The organism is Nosocomiicoccus sp. HMSC059G07, from assembly GCF_001815515.1.
Taxonomy (GTDB): domain Bacteria; phylum Bacillota; class Bacilli; order Staphylococcales; family Salinicoccaceae; genus Nosocomiicoccus; species Nosocomiicoccus ampullae_A.
This window is the reverse complement of sequence record NZ_KV820788.1, coordinates 62,481-77,014: the sequence shown is the minus strand read 5'-3', so window position 1 is coordinate 77,014 and position 14,534 is coordinate 62,481. Positions and strand designations below refer to the sequence as shown.

Genomic DNA, 14,534 nt, shown 5'->3' with positions numbered 1-14,534 from the left:
ATTCAACAATTTTTTGTTAATTAAGATGAAAAACAGGCGAAAGATCAATTATCGTATACGGTAGACACCGACACAGCTCACTCACACTCCACACGAAAAAACACACGTGCTTAGGCACATGCGTTTCCCTTATTTAATGAATCGAATTGTTAGTGGTGGAAGATATCTTTCACCGTTTGATGATTTAATCGCTCCAATAATCGTGAATACTACAACCATGACTAATATAATAGGTGTCGTAATAAAGCCGATGAGAACTACAATTAATATCGAAGAAACAAATGAATAGATTGAATACGAAATCGAGAAGTTTAGTACGTCAGCTAGTGCAGCACCCGTTTCTGGATCGTCGTCTTTCTTAACTGCCCATATAATTAACGGCGCAATGAATGCTGATACAAATAATGATAAGTACGATAGCATGACGATTTGTCCGTCAAACACAGGGCGTGTTTCATATGTGTATTCTGAATTACGTTCAAATTCATCCATTTAGATTACCTCCAGTAAATTCTTGATATGTAAATATACCCAGCTATCGAACAAATATAAACTTACTCTTTAATAAAAAGATAAAAAATTCGTCTCTCCACACAAAAAAACACGACTTAAAAAGCCGTGTCTCTTCTCATTATTCCGCTGGAATGACTGCACCGTCATAATTTCCGTCGATGAATTTTTTGATTTCTTCACTTTGTAATACTTCTACAAGTGATTTTAAGTTTTCGTTATCTTTGTCTGCGCTTCTTACAATTACAACGTTTACGTAGTCTGAGTCTGCCGCTTCAAGTTCGATTGCATCTTCTTTTGGTGATAATCCTGAGTCAATCGCGTAGTTTGCGTTGATAAAGAACACATCACCTTCGTTATTTTCGTATGCTTTGACCATGATTTCTGGTGCTGTTTTGTTGTCGAATACGAAGTTATGTGGGTTGTCTTCGATATCGTCGATTGTTGCTTCGATTGGGTCAACACCGTCTTTTAACGTAAGTAAACCGTGGTCGACGAAGAATTTAAGGATACGTCCTTCATCTGGCACGTTGTTTGAAAGCATAATTTTTGCTCCGTCTGGTAACTCTTCTAATGATTTATAATCGTTAGAATATACACCGATAGGCTCTAAGTGAACAGCTCCAATGTTTTCAAAGTCGAATCCTTCTTTTAATAAGTTGTTAAAGTATGGAATGTGTGCGAAGAATGTTGCATCTGCATCTTCACTGTCTAACATTTGGTTTGGTGTGTTGTAGTCGTTCACGACTTTAATGTCGAGATCGATTCCTTTTTCTTCTAATAATGGTTTTGCTTCTTCTAAAATTTCAGCGTGTGGTACTGGTGTCGCAACGACTGTTAATTTTTCGTTTGCTTCTTTTCCGCCACCACATGCAGCGAGTACTACTGTTAGTAATAATGTAAATGCAAATAATATTCTTTTCATAAATAAGTCTCCTCTTATCTTTTGTCGACTGCTTTTGATACAGTGTCTCCTATAATTTGAATGATAAAAACGATAATTAAAACAACGATTGTCGCAACGAGTGTCACGTCTGGTTGATTTCTCGTAAATCCGACCATGTATGCTAGACTTCCAAGACCTCCTGCTCCAATAACACCAGCCACTGCAGTTGAACCGACGAGCATAATCGCCGTTACTGTAATCCCTGAAATGAGTGCTGGAAGTGATTCAGGGAGTAACACTTTCCAAATAATTTCAGTTTGCGTTGCACCCATCGACTCAGCAGCTTCAATGACGCCTTTGTCGACTTCTTTTAACGCGATCTCAACGAGTCTCGCATAAAACGGAGACGAGCCGATTATTAACGCGGGCATCGCTCCCCATACTCCCATCATCGTTCCCATAATTGCTTTTGTGAACGGTATGAGTAATATGATTAAAATGATAAACGGAATGGCACGAAATAGGTTAACGACAAATGATGTCGCACCGTACACTGGTTTAGAGGCAATCGCCTTACCTTTTGATGATTGAAATAAAATGACACCGAGTATAATTCCTATGACGAATGAAAATAGCGTCGCGATTCCTGTCATTGTCAGCGTTTCTATCGTCGCTTCGATTAGTGCATCGATTTTGACGTGTTCAAATCGGAACATTTCTTTTATATCGTTCATTTGATGACCTCCACTGACACATTTTCACGTTCAAACTGCTCAATAATTTTAGTTAACGTCTCACCTTGAACTTCAGTCGCAACGTATAGATGACCGTATGATTCGTCGTTTGTTTGTTTAATATTTCCTGATAAGACGTTCATGTCTAAATCATACGTTTTAATCACTTGAGAGACGATTGGGCTGTTTGCTTTCGTACCGACAAATCCGAGTTTTAATACTGTCGAATTTGGGAAACTTTCTTTAATCGCTTTAATTTGAACGTCGACGTCTTCATCGTCTAAATCATCTTGTACAAATCGTTTTGTAACTGATGATTTTGGATTTTGGAACAATTCGATAATCGGTGCAACTTCGATGACTTTACCATTTTCCATGACGGCTGCACGGTCGCAAATTTTACGAATCACTTGCATCTCGTGTGTGATCATGACGATTGTTAACCCTAGCTCTTCGCGAATTTTTACGAGTAAATCGAGTATTTCATCTGTCGTTTGTGGGTCTAAAGCACTCGTCGCTTCGTCACATAATAAAACTTCCGGATGATTGCTAAGTGCTCTTGCGATACCGACACGCTGCTTTTGACCGCCGGATAATTCACTTGGATAGTTATGTTCTCTACCTTCTAAACCGACAAGATGAATTAACTCCGTCACACGAGCGTCCATTTCACTCTTTGATACACCTGCGATTTCAAGGGGGAGGCGAATGTTTTCATAGACTGTGCGGGACCATAACAAGTTAAAATGTTGGAAAATCATCGACACTTTTTGGCGCTTTTTACGTAATGCTTTTTTTGAAAGGGTGTTTATCGTGTCTCCACCGATTACAACGTCTCCACTTGAAAGTGTTTCTAAACCGTTAAGCATTCGGATTAGCGTAGACTTTCCAGCCCCGGAGTATCCGATAATACCGAAAATTTCTCCTTTTTCGATATGTAACGACACATCATCTACCGCATGGACGGTTTTCTTTTTCCCTTTAAAAACTTTAGTGACATTTTTAATATCAATCATCGCTTTGCCTCCAGTTATATCCGCTTAATAATTCTTTTTCACTTGAAGAAAATAAAAAATGCTTACTCAAAAATGAGTAAGCATAAATAACGTTCGCTTTCTCATCTTCGAATGATCTTGATCATTCAGTGAATTAGCACCTTGTCTATTTAGACGGTTGCCGTGGCTTCCTTGGGCACTTCCCTCCACCACTCTGGATAAGAATTATTAAGTTTGATTTATTGTAGCACTACGAATTTTCGTTGTCAACGTACTTTTTAAATATTTCGACAATTTTAGTCACCGACTCAAACGCGTACACTTCTTCTTGTAGTTTACCGCCTTTAAAGATTAACAGCGCTGGTACGCTGTGAATTTTATATTGCTGAATAAAAGCCTCGTAATAGTTTAAATCAATCTTTGTGACGTTAACGTCTATGATTTTTGTTGCGATATTTAAAAACGACTCTGCGAGTTTACACGTCGCACACATTGGCGTATACCCGTAGATCACTTCAACGCCGCTTCGTTTTATGATAGATGTTAGTTCTTCTTCTGTAATTTTTTGTTTCATTTTTTAAATCCTTTGAAAGAAAAAACTCTAGACATCGTCTAGAGTTCTTACATAAATTATTGTCCTGTCATTTCGTCGTAAGCTGCTGCATCCATTAACTCATCAAGTTCTGACGCGTCTCTAAGCTTAACTTTTAACATCCAAGCTTCTTCGTATGGTGATTCGTTTACTAACTCAGGGCTATCCTCAAGCTCCTCGTTCACTTCAAGTACTTCACCAGAAACCGGTGCATATAATTCAGATACTGTTTTTACAGATTCTACTGAACCGAAGTCGTCACCTTTTGCGATTTCGTCTCCTTCTTCAGGAAGTTCAACGAAAACGATGTCTCCTAATTCAGACTGTGCGAACTCAGTAATACCAATAGTTACTGTATCTCCGTCAACTTTTACCCACTCATGATCTTCTGAATACTTTAAGTTGTTTGGTGTTGCCAAAACAAAAACCCCCTAGTTATGAATAATTAATAATTGTATTATCTCATATAACTATAATATAAACAAATTAAAATATAGTATTAATTATTTAAAACTGCGTCGTATTCTTCTTCCTTAAATCCTAATATGACCGCACTCTCTGTAACGAGCATCGGACGCTTAATGAGCATACCGTCACTCGATAATAATTTAATTTTTTCATCGAATGACATCGTATCTAACTTTTCTTTTAAACCGAGATCTTTAAATACTTTGCCGCGCTTATTGAAAAAGTCATCAATTTCGTAATTATCTGCTTTACTAACGATGTCTTTTAATTCGTATTCTGATGGTGGTTCCTCTACCATATCAATGACTTCTAAATTGATTCCTTTATCTTCTATATACTTTTTACCTTTACGACATGTTGAACATTTTTTATACTCGTAATATTTATTCATTATGCTGATATACCTCTCTTAGCATTTTTATTTCCACTTGGCCGGGTGCTTGTGGCGTCTTTAAACATCCGTAAGTGAACGCTGAATTGTACGGTGCTTTTGCGACGCGTGTTATTTTACCCCTTTCCCCCATCGCGATGATAATAATCATATTTCCGTACTTTTCTTTATTTTGTTTTAACAATTCAAAGAGTAATTCGACGTCTTCATTATTTGTTGGCATATACGCGACTTTACAATAGTCCGCAAATGATTCATACATTCCATCGATAATCGACTGTATTGTTTTTTTATTTGGCGTTTTTAGAAAATCATGATGACTAAACAGTACATCGATACTACGAGATTTGACGTGTGAAATAAACGCAGCCTCTCTATAACTATTGTACTGAATATCTAAAATATCAAACGGTGCATGCGTTGAAATGTATTTAATATGTGACACATACGCGTCATCGCTACCAAAGCCACCTTCATTTTCCGTACGATATGTATATAAAATACGCTTATTTAACTCTCTTAAACCATATAATGCGTCGATGATTTCTTCATCGTCTTCAAAATAATCGCCACGAAATTCTAAAATATCGAAATCGTCTCGTGCGTGATGTAAGTCCTCTAACTCTTGTTGAAGTTCCGTCAAATTACGGCTACTTAACGTGACGACAATCTCTGTCATACTACCACTCTCATTTGTTTCTCATTTAAAAGAATGATACCATATTTTTAAACATTTAACGATAGGAGACACTATGAAAAAATTACTGTTAAGCACTGTTCTAATCGTATTTATTGCAGGTTGTAGTACAGATAACGAAAATGATGTTACAAAAGAGTCAACCAACGATACGACAGAAAAAACTGAAGTAAAAGAAGTGAAAGTATCGCCTGAAAAGGAAATTGAAAATGATACGCGTAACGATATCGGGAAAATCGTCACAATCGACGGCATCGACTTCACTGTGAAATCGAGTCAATTAACAGATGAAAGAATCGAAGATCATTTTGAATCGTTTGAATATGTATTAGAGCTTGAAGTGTATTATAAAAACAATACAGACAAAAACTTCCCAGCAGGACGTGACGTCTCAGTACAAGTGAATGATAAAGAAGCGACGTACTATGATTTAGACAGCTCGATATTACAAGAAATCGCACCTGGTGAAGAAATTACTGGAAAAGTCTATTACGCGTTTAACGGAACGCCAGAAGTCGTTACTGCGAAATTTGCACCACTATTAAATACTGCAGGAGATTTCGAAGAGTTTAACGCATACCCTGAATTAGATTTATAAACAAAAAAGTCAGCAATCCAAAGATTGCTGACTTTTATTATATATTACTATATAAATTTTAAATTATTGAACAGCAACGTTTGTTGCTTGTGGTCCACGATCGCCTTCAACGATTTCGAACTCAACGTTTTGTCCTTCTTCTAAAGTTTTGTAACCTTCACCAACAATACCTGAGAAGTGTACGAATACGTCGTCTCCGTCTTCTCTCTCGATGAATCCAAAACCTTTTTCTGCGTTAAACCATTTAACTGTACCGTTATTCATAATAGAATACCCCCGTAATAAATATAATATGTGTAAAACATTCAAACTTCTACGAGTGAATCTATTAAATAACACTACATCTCATTTGAATAATTATTACCATATCCTAACTATACAGAACATCTGTACGAATGTAAAGAAGTATTTTTAGGAGGCGCTTTATAAGAAAAATAATAAAATTAACTGTAACAGTTTAAGCATATTTTAAAAGCACACTTTATAAAAAAGCAAAGTCTTCTAAACAATCATTCAATAGTTTCATCCATTTTTTCCGCACGATTTAAGAATTCATTAATATTAATAGGTGGCAGAATAATTGGACGTCTATTCCCCTTAGACGTAACATCAGAAATTATTGATCTAAGATATGGAAAAAGTATAGATACAGCATTTGGTACTAAATTTAATTCTGCAGACTTGCTTTGCTCAAAAACTCCAATGACAATACATTTCAAATAGATATTATTTTTTGAAAGATTTGAATCTCCTAATTCCAACCCTAATTTAATGATAAATCTAGAGTTATCTTCTTCTGAATGAATTACATTACAAATTAATCTGGGAGCGTTCTCGTCATCATCCATAACCTCTACTTCTGAGAGTACATTAATCTTATAAGTTATCTCTTCAATCTCATATTCAGAAAATTTTAATTCAGCTTTCATTATGCTATCAATCCCTGATTATAATAGTTAAACATTGATCCCTCTAATCGTAACTCATAAGTTTTTCTAGGTGTTATCTGATCAAAGGGAATGTTTATTGGTTCTTCTTCATGCATTTGGGAGTTAGTAATATCTTTAATTCTCGAAGAAACATCGATACGTTCTAAATCTATATCTAAAATGAAAAAATCGTTGTCACTAAGATTTAAAATATCTATTAAGTGTTTTCTAATTTTTTCTTCACTCAAGTTAATATTATCTCTGTTTATATAATCCTTTAAATTAATACCCATTGCTAGCACCTCCATTAATTAATAGGGCAACATATTATTTTCCTTGAAATGGTACTATAATTTCTAATACAAATCTCTTTACCGTTAGGAATATTTGATCTTTTTCTATCTTTTATATGATTAAACTGAGTATACGTTTCACATGCAATCGCATCAACATTGATATTATATTCATTAATCATCATCTCGATTATTAAACCATCAAAATTACCACGATGGTAGGTATTATTTTTACATAATCGTTGTAACTCTGTGATAATTTTATTTTCGTTTTCTTCATAAAAATCGTTAAATATAACTTGATTTTCAAACTCATCTAGATTTAATACTTTATCGGGGTTAATATTGGCTTCAATTTTAACGACGACCTTTTGCTTATAATCAGGTTTCCATCTATTAAGGTAATTAATAGCATTGTTATATGGTTCTAAAACATCATCTCGTCGCATAACATATAGATAAAGACCGAATCCTAAATCTGGAGGTAAAAATTTTCTATTAGGTTCCATAGGTTGAGCCTGTGTCAATTTTTCAATTTTAGTAGAGTCTGTCCCATGACATCCCCAAAGTTTAAAATCATCTATTATCATTACATCACTCATTTGTGTTTTACTGCTATTTATAATTATGCTTATTCTAAAAACGTAAGTCAATTAAAATCATTTACACATAAGTTCTAGATTTAATTAATGTGACTAAACGCGAGGGTTTTTCTATATTGTAAGCACCCTTTTATTCCTTATAGTGTTTTTATAATTTCAATACTAAAAAAATTGAATTATTATTCGAGTCTTTTTATCTCAGTCATCAAGTTTATTTGTCAACATTTTTCTAAATTGCTGTTGATAATTAATAAATCTATTCACACAAAAAATACGGGACTTGTTTTCATAATAAAATGAAAACGCCCGTATACGCCCCGTGAATGACGGTAAACATTGATATGACAATGTTTGTATATGGAGACGGCGGGAGTTGAACCCGCGTCCAAGGATCTTGCTACACTTCTTTCTACGTGTGTAGTTCTCAATTAATGTTTCGCATGAACGCCGGAAGAGAACGTTCCACAATTCATGCTAGTCTGATTAAGTTCTTCTAGAAGTCTGCAGACGGAAGACTTCTAGTAAATCTTGCTAAAGAGCGGCTATCTTGTTATTTAAAGAATAATCTATAAATCCAAATATTATTCTCCGAATGCCACTTTATTTCAAACGTTAAACATATCGTTTATCGTTTATTTAGTTTACGACCATTTTAATACCTATCCTTCTTAATATAATTCTCGTATTCTACCATCATTCAACATCGTACTATTAATGATTTGCTCAAAACCAAAAATCTATGATTAAATTATATTTGAAACGACAATACCATATTTTATTTGAATCATTAATAACTACTTTAATTACAGAACATCTGTACGAATGTAAAGAAGTATATTCAGAAATCGAAAGTTTGTATAATGAGATGCTTTCACTTGTAGAACCATCTCCACTTTCTTCTTTAAATTGTTTTTCCTCTGAATAGTAAATACAAGAAGTATGGTCCTCCGATGAGTGACACGACAATTCCAACTGGAATGATGAGCGGTTCAGCGATAGTCTTACCGACAAAATCAGCAAAACTTAAAAGAAACGCACCGATTAATAGAGTTCCCACAAATATAATTTTCATATCAATTTTAAACATCATGCGTGCAATGTGTGGTGCAATGAGTCCAATAAATGAAATCGACCCCGCAACACTCACACTGATACTCGATAGTAGTGCTGCTAAAACAATTAAAATAATCTTCTCACGTGTGACATGCATACCTAGTGTTGTGAGCATATCGTCATCAAGTGACATCATCGACATCTCGCGTACTCTAAACAGCGTAATTATCATGATGATTACAATATATGGAATCGTCACAATAACAAATTCCCATGAGTCTCCCCAAATATTCCCTGCAAAGAATCGGTTTAACATGTCCATTTGTGTGTTATCAAACATCGACGTAAATACATACACAAATCCTGTGACACCGAGTGCCGTCGCAATTCCGATTAAAATAAACGTGTTGCTTGAGAATTTACCACCAACAAACGATAACGCGAAAACGAGTAGCACTGTAAGTAATCCACCAATGAAACTCATTAGTGGTAGTGTGTATAAATGGTTCACACCACTATTTCCAGCAACGAAGGCAATAAATAATACCACTCCAAATCCACTACCTGCGTTCACACCTATAATCCCTGGATCTGATAATGGATTTTTCGAAACGACTTGTAAGATAAGCCCAGATAACGCAAGCGCTGCACCACATACGAGCGTGATGATGAGTCTCGGCATTCTAAATTTATAAAATACAAGTGCGACTTTGCTAGTTGCCTGCCCCGTCATTAAGTTCCAAATGTCTATGAGTGACATCTTAAACGTACCTGTCGTTAAGGTGAGTACGATTGTTACAAAAATTAGTATAACAAGAATTAAAATCTTAACACTATTACGCATACGTATGCCCCCTTCTTCTAATGATATAGATAAAGAACGGGAGGCCAATCATTGCGATAACAGCATTCACTGGCATTTCGTTAAACATTCTTGCAAACATATCTGCTAAAACGAAGAATACGCCACCTAAAATTGCTGTAAAAATAAGTGCTTTTTTATGCAAGTGCCCAACAATCATCTTAACAATATGTGGTACAAGCATTCCTAAGAAAATAATATTTCCAACGAGTGCGACTGAAATCGCTGCAAGCATAATCGCAATAAACAAACTCACAAATTTATAGATGCGCTGATTCTGTCCAATAGAATGCGCAACGTCATCGGATAATAGTAGCACATCTAATTCTCGTGACATCAAAATCAATATGAGGATTAAAACAATCGCAACGGGCGTCACCATTAAAACATTCGACAATGTCTGACCCGCTGCCCCACCTGACGTAAAAAACATCGCGAACTGTCCAAGTCCATTTGTGATGACAATAAAATTCGTTAACGCGAGTAGTAGTAAAGAAATCCCCGCACCTGCTAAAACGAGTTTCACCGGTGAATTATAACGTGTCATCATTAATATAAATAAACCAACTAACGCGCCACCGATAAACCCACTGATGATAATTCCAACAAACGTAATTGTCGGAACAAGCACAACAACGAGCACAATCATAAGGTTAGCTCCTGCATTAACACCTAAAATACTCGGCTCACTTAAATCATTATGCGTCACCGTTTGCATAATTAATCCTGAAACACTGATCATCATGCCAACGAGAAAAGCAACTAAAATACGTGGTAGGCGAATCTCCATCAATGTTTGTGTCACTGAATCATTGGCATATGGGTGCATTAAACTGTTTAAAACGGTTTGAAAGGTGTAATGTTCGACTCCAATCATCATGGCTAAAAAGAATGAGGCGATCACCCCTATAAAAAGAGCACTCGCTAAAATATATGTTCTATTCATTGTGAATATCCTTTATTGTGTTACAGAATAAGTCATAAGCAGCGAGATAAGGTCTGCCGGTTACCCCATCAAATTCGATTCGACCATCAATGTTAAATACATTATTTAATACGTCGTTCGTCAGTACGTCCTCTGGCTTACCGTATGTCACGATTTCACCTTTTTGCATGACAATGATTTGATCTGAATAGCGAATCGCTTGGTTTAAATCATGTAATACCATGACTACGGTCTGGCCCGTCTTACGGTTTAACTCATGCACGATGTTCAGTGTTTCAAGCTGATGGTGAATGTCTAGGTATGTCGTCGGCTCATCAAGTAACAGTGTGTTTGTTCCTTGTGCGAGTAGGAAACTAATCCATACACGCTGTTGTTGACCTCCCGACAGTTCGCTCATCATTCGATTTTTAAAATCTATTGCGCCCGTTTCTTTTAACGCCCAGTCAATCATGTCAATGTCTCTTTGTTTTAATCCTTCAAAACGTTTTAAGTGTGCGTAGCGACTGTAAGTTAACAGGTCAATCACGCGTACATCATACTGTAATCTATTTTTTTGAGATAAAATCCCGACCATCTTCGCCATCTGCTTCGATTTTAAATCGCGGATTTTGATGTCGTCGATATACACTTCACCTTTATAAGGTAAAAGTTTTACGATAGACTTAAGCAACGTAGATTTACCGCAACCGTTTGGACCGATAATTGTCGTCACCTGTCCGCTCAAGATTTCCATGTTGATATCTTTTAGGATTCTCGTGTCCCCTACTTCATATACGATATTTTTTAGTTCTACCTTGCTCACAAAAACCACTTCCAAATGTTTATTTCGTTAATTGATCTACAATAAATTCAAGCTGATATTCGAGTGACAGTGGGTCGTTGAACAAGAATGTACTTGAATCAAACTCAACTACACGGTCATTTTTAACTGCGTCTAAGTTTTTCCATACACTTGTCGATTCGATTGCTTTGTTTGTTGTTGGATCTCCATCACCTAAAAAAATGAAATCTCCAGAATACTTTGCAACTTCTTCAGCTGAAATCTTTTTCCAACTAGTTTCTACAACATCTTTCTCGATTGTTTCAGGCACTTTCATTTCTAACCCTTGGTAAAGAATCTCTGTTCCACGACCCCAGTTTGTACCATAGACATAAATATCTTTAGAAAAAGCTTCTGCAACAGAAACACTTGTGTCTGTGCCAAGTTTGTCTTGTACTGTCTTTTTATTTTCAGCAAGTTTTGCTTCGAAATCTTCGACCCACTTGTTTGCTTGGTCTTCTTTACCTACAATCTTGCCAAGTTCTTTATGAACATCTAAATAATTCCACTTTACATAATCAAGCCCAATTGTAGGGGCTACTTCTTTTAATTCCTTAATATTCTCATCTGTGCTATAAGTGATAATTAAATCAGGATCTAAATTTAAGACTTGTTCAATATTTCCTTCTTCGATTAATTCAATATCTCCAACTTCTTTACTCAGAACTTCTGAATCTTGAACTAAATTGTGTACACCAACGATATTTGCATCAAGCTGTTTTAAGTTACCGAAGTAACCAAAACCCATCACAACAATACGCTTTGGATCTTTTGGTATATCGATTTCCTCACCATCGTCAGTAGTATATTTTACAGTTTCAGGTGTTTCTTCCTTCACTGCTTCGTCTGTGTTGTCCTCACCAGAACATGCCGCAAGTAGTACGACAAAAATTAAACTGAATAAAAATAAAATACGCTTCATTAAATTTCTCCTTTTTATCTAATTGATAATAATTCTCAATTAGATTATAATATGAGCAATGGTAAATGTACAATAGAAATGAGGCAAAAATATGAACAATACGGATTGTCTGATTGTAGGTGGGGGTCCATCGGGACTATTCGCAGCATTTTATGCAGGGCTACGAGGATTAGACGTAACAATTATAGAACATCAGGACCGACTTGGCGGAAAGCTGAAATTTTATTTAGATAAGATCGTGTGGGATATCGGCGGAGTTGAAGCAAATACTGCAGCAAATATTCGCGAATCCATGGTGAAGCAAGGACTTACATTTGACCCGACTGTTCATTTGAATGAATCGGTAATCAGTGTAAATAAAGAAAGAGATGTGTTTAAAGTAGAGACGACAAAGGGCACACATTACGCGAATACGGTAATTTTAGCGACTGGAGTCGGTGTCTTTAGTCCGGTAAAGCTTAATTTACCAGGTGCAGAAGACTTTGAGTATGATAATCTTCACTACTACATAGAAGAAACCAAACACTATAAAGATAAGCATGTGTTAATCTCCGGTGGTGGAAACTCCGCACTCGACTGGGCCGCACATCTTGCAGATGGTATTGCAGACGTCACACTCGTGTGTAGAAAAGATGAACTTAAAGGATACGAAGCGACAATTAAAGAGTTAGAGAAGAAAGATGTCCATATTATTAAGCAACGTACGATTGAAGAACTCCGTTCAAACAAAGATGGCACTATGATCGAACGCGTTGTTTTATCAGGTGGTGAAGAAATTGATGTCGATATCGTATTTGTGAATCACGGATACAAATCAGATAGCGCATTATTAGAATCATTAAAAGGTGACGTAAAAATGAACGAATATAATCAAATTTTAACCGAGGAAAGAGTAAAAACAGGTGTGGATGGACTATATGCAATCGGTGACCAAGTCCACTACGACAACCGCGTACATCTAATCGCGACGGGATATCCGGAAGCAAGTGAAGCAGTAAATTTCGCGAAGCATTATATCGATAAAGAAGAATTAGACGGAGCTATCGTATCCAGCCACAATGAAAAATTTGATGAATTAAATAAAGAAGTAAGACAGAATTTAGAATAATATAAATAATTAATATAAATTATTTTAAATTTTGAACGAAAATAAACAAGGAATGCCTCATAAAAGAGACATTCCTTGTTTTTTCATTGTGACTTGACGGGGGAGCTATTTTGTTATTTCAAACGATAAACACATGATTATTAGTTTACGACCATTTTAATACCTTCTGGTGTTTCTACTGTTTCGCTCGCAGCGTCTGGCACTAAAATGTTAAATGCTTTTAAGCCGTATGTGTTCATTGAATCGATTCTTGCTTTATTACTATGCCAGTTGTTCACTGCAATGTGGTGGTGATATTTATTTGAGCCTAAGAAATATGCGCTCATGACTTTAGTCGCGATTTCAAATCCGTAGTTACCATAGAATTCTGGATCAATCACCACGCCACCTTTCAAGTGCAAGTGCCCAATAATTGTACCTTCTGGCATACCTGACCACTCTTTATTACGACTTGATTCAATAATACCATCAAAATCTAAAGCTAGAGTATCCATTACCACTTGTCCTTTAGACCAAGACCATGTATCAGGATCTCTATCCACATATACTTCAATACCGTTTCCTTCTGGGTCAACAAGATACGTCGCTTCACTCACTAAGTGATCTCCACCTGATAGGGGAATCTGTCTATCAAACATGTATTTAATAAAACGACCGAGATCACTTCGGGTTGGTAGTAAAATTGCGATATGGAATAATCCCGCTTCGTTTGGTGAAGCCACTCTACCATTCTCTAAAACTTCAAAAGTGAATGTGTGCGTACTACTTTCAAAACCAGCAACGAAACCTACTTCACTTTCTTCAATTAATTTCATGCCTAAAATATTTATATAAAACTCTTTCATTTTACTTAAATCTCGAATGTTTAATGTGATATTTGTTACTTGAGCATTGTCCTTATGGAAGTTCATTTTAATACCTATCCTTCTTAATATGATTTCCGTATTCTACCATCATCCAACATCGTTCTATTAACGATTTGCTCAAAACAAAAAAGCCCTGATAAAACTGAGTTTGAATTACAATGCCACATTTTATTTTTACGATAGATAAATGAAATTTCGGGTGGAAACATGCGTGTATTTAAAAGTAAAGAAAAGATTCCAACCTCCGGAAGGCAGAAATTAT

19 protein-coding genes and 1 riboswitch are annotated in these 14,534 nt (G+C 35.9%); of the genes, 2 read left to right on the top strand and 17 right to left on the bottom strand.

All coding sequences use genetic code 11. The annotated features are described in order from the left end of the window. Positions 1-129: 129 nt before the first annotated feature. The 8 genes from HMPREF3029_RS01860 to aroD all read right to left on the bottom strand — a co-directional run bounded on the left by HMPREF3029_RS01860 (position 130) and on the right by aroD (position 5,255). Positions 130-492 carry a DUF4870 domain-containing protein gene (locus tag HMPREF3029_RS01860; RefSeq protein WP_070622479.1) on the bottom strand — a complete coding sequence of 121 codons (363 nt, stop codon included), beginning with the start codon at positions 490-492 and terminating at the stop codon, positions 130-132. A 139-nt stretch (positions 493-631) separates the two neighbouring features. Further along, positions 632-1,435: a MetQ/NlpA family ABC transporter substrate-binding protein gene (locus HMPREF3029_RS01855; RefSeq protein ID WP_070622480.1), complete on the bottom strand. Its 804-nt coding sequence runs from the start codon at positions 1,433-1,435 to the stop codon at positions 632-634. A 14-nt stretch (positions 1,436-1,449) separates the two neighbouring features. Then, positions 1,450-2,130 carry a methionine ABC transporter permease gene (locus HMPREF3029_RS01850; RefSeq protein ID WP_068130835.1) on the bottom strand — a complete coding sequence of 227 codons (681 nt, stop codon included), beginning with the start codon at positions 2,128-2,130 and terminating at the stop codon, positions 1,450-1,452. Continuing rightward, a complete protein-coding gene (locus HMPREF3029_RS01845) occupies positions 2,127-3,146 on the bottom strand; it encodes a methionine ABC transporter ATP-binding protein (RefSeq protein ID WP_070622481.1) in 1,020 nt (339 codons plus the stop codon). Before HMPREF3029_RS01845 ends, HMPREF3029_RS01850 begins: the two co-directional genes overlap by 4 nt. Before the next feature lie 98 nt (positions 3,147-3,244). Continuing rightward, a riboswitch (SAM riboswitch) is annotated at positions 3,245-3,350 on the bottom strand. Positions 3,351-3,375: 25 nt separating this feature from the next. Next, the gene (locus HMPREF3029_RS01840; RefSeq protein WP_070622482.1) at positions 3,376-3,699 is read right to left on the bottom strand and encodes a thioredoxin family protein; all 324 of its coding nucleotides are present in this window, start codon (positions 3,697-3,699) and stop codon (positions 3,376-3,378) included. A gap of 56 nt (positions 3,700-3,755) precedes the next feature. After that, complete coding sequence (gcvH, locus tag HMPREF3029_RS01835) at positions 3,756-4,136, bottom strand: glycine cleavage system protein GcvH (protein ID WP_070622483.1); 381 nt, start codon at positions 4,134-4,136, stop codon at positions 3,756-3,758. A gap of 80 nt (positions 4,137-4,216) precedes the next feature. Beyond that, the gene (locus tag HMPREF3029_RS01830; protein WP_070709424.1) at positions 4,217-4,576 is read right to left on the bottom strand and encodes a Spx/MgsR family RNA polymerase-binding regulatory protein; all 360 of its coding nucleotides are present in this window, start codon (positions 4,574-4,576) and stop codon (positions 4,217-4,219) included. After that, positions 4,569-5,255 (bottom strand): type I 3-dehydroquinate dehydratase, encoded by a 687-nt coding sequence (aroD, locus tag HMPREF3029_RS01825; RefSeq protein ID WP_070622485.1) that lies wholly within the window; start codon positions 5,253-5,255, stop codon positions 4,569-4,571. Before aroD ends, HMPREF3029_RS01830 begins: the two co-directional genes overlap by 8 nt. A gap of 73 nt (positions 5,256-5,328) precedes the next feature. On the opposite strand from aroD, the gene HMPREF3029_RS01820 reads away from it, so the two are divergent. Continuing rightward, positions 5,329-5,871 (top strand): hypothetical protein, encoded by a 543-nt coding sequence (locus tag HMPREF3029_RS01820; RefSeq protein WP_070622486.1) that lies wholly within the window; start codon positions 5,329-5,331, stop codon positions 5,869-5,871. Between the two features lie 63 nt (positions 5,872-5,934). Here HMPREF3029_RS01820 and HMPREF3029_RS01815 read toward each other — a convergent pair whose 3' ends face one another. From HMPREF3029_RS01815 to HMPREF3029_RS01780, 8 genes are all read right to left on the bottom strand, one after another. Beyond that, the gene (locus HMPREF3029_RS01815; protein WP_068130854.1) at positions 5,935-6,135 is read right to left on the bottom strand and encodes a cold-shock protein; all 201 of its coding nucleotides are present in this window, start codon (positions 6,133-6,135) and stop codon (positions 5,935-5,937) included. Positions 6,136-6,380: 245 nt separating this feature from the next. Further along, positions 6,381-6,800, bottom strand: a complete 420-nt coding sequence (locus tag HMPREF3029_RS01810) for a protein-export chaperone SecB (protein WP_070622487.1) — start codon at positions 6,798-6,800, stop codon at positions 6,381-6,383. Continuing rightward, positions 6,800-7,093, bottom strand: a complete 294-nt coding sequence (locus HMPREF3029_RS01805; protein WP_070622488.1) for a hypothetical protein — start codon at positions 7,091-7,093, stop codon at positions 6,800-6,802. The genes HMPREF3029_RS01810 and HMPREF3029_RS01805 overlap by 1 nt, the downstream gene beginning before the upstream one ends. 14 nt (positions 7,094-7,107) lie before the next feature. Then, entirely contained in the window at positions 7,108-7,695 is a 588-nt protein-coding gene (locus HMPREF3029_RS01800) for a hypothetical protein (protein ID WP_144265387.1), read from the bottom strand. A 901-nt stretch (positions 7,696-8,596) separates the two neighbouring features. Beyond that, positions 8,597-9,592, bottom strand: a complete 996-nt coding sequence (locus HMPREF3029_RS01795) for a FecCD family ABC transporter permease (protein WP_070622490.1) — start codon at positions 9,590-9,592, stop codon at positions 8,597-8,599. After that, positions 9,585-10,556: a FecCD family ABC transporter permease gene (locus HMPREF3029_RS01790; protein ID WP_070622491.1), complete on the bottom strand. Its 972-nt coding sequence runs from the start codon at positions 10,554-10,556 to the stop codon at positions 9,585-9,587. Before HMPREF3029_RS01790 ends, HMPREF3029_RS01795 begins: the two co-directional genes overlap by 8 nt. Further along, positions 10,549-11,358, bottom strand: coding sequence for an ABC transporter ATP-binding protein (locus tag HMPREF3029_RS01785; protein WP_070622492.1), 810 nt, complete (start codon positions 11,356-11,358; stop codon positions 10,549-10,551). The genes HMPREF3029_RS01790 and HMPREF3029_RS01785 overlap by 8 nt, the downstream gene beginning before the upstream one ends. Positions 11,359-11,377: 19 nt before the next feature. Beyond that, positions 11,378-12,298: an ABC transporter substrate-binding protein gene (locus HMPREF3029_RS01780; protein ID WP_070622493.1), complete on the bottom strand. Its 921-nt coding sequence runs from the start codon at positions 12,296-12,298 to the stop codon at positions 11,378-11,380. A 91-nt stretch (positions 12,299-12,389) separates the two neighbouring features. Between HMPREF3029_RS01780 and HMPREF3029_RS01775 the strand changes: the two genes are divergently transcribed. Further along, complete coding sequence (locus tag HMPREF3029_RS01775) at positions 12,390-13,406, top strand: NAD(P)/FAD-dependent oxidoreductase (protein ID WP_070622494.1); 1,017 nt, start codon at positions 12,390-12,392, stop codon at positions 13,404-13,406. A 140-nt stretch (positions 13,407-13,546) separates the two neighbouring features. Here the strand turns inward: HMPREF3029_RS01775 and HMPREF3029_RS01770 are convergent, their stop codons facing one another. Then, positions 13,547-14,317: a VOC family protein gene (locus HMPREF3029_RS01770; RefSeq protein ID WP_070622495.1), complete on the bottom strand. Its 771-nt coding sequence runs from the start codon at positions 14,315-14,317 to the stop codon at positions 13,547-13,549. Between the last annotated feature and the right edge of the window lie 217 nt (positions 14,318-14,534).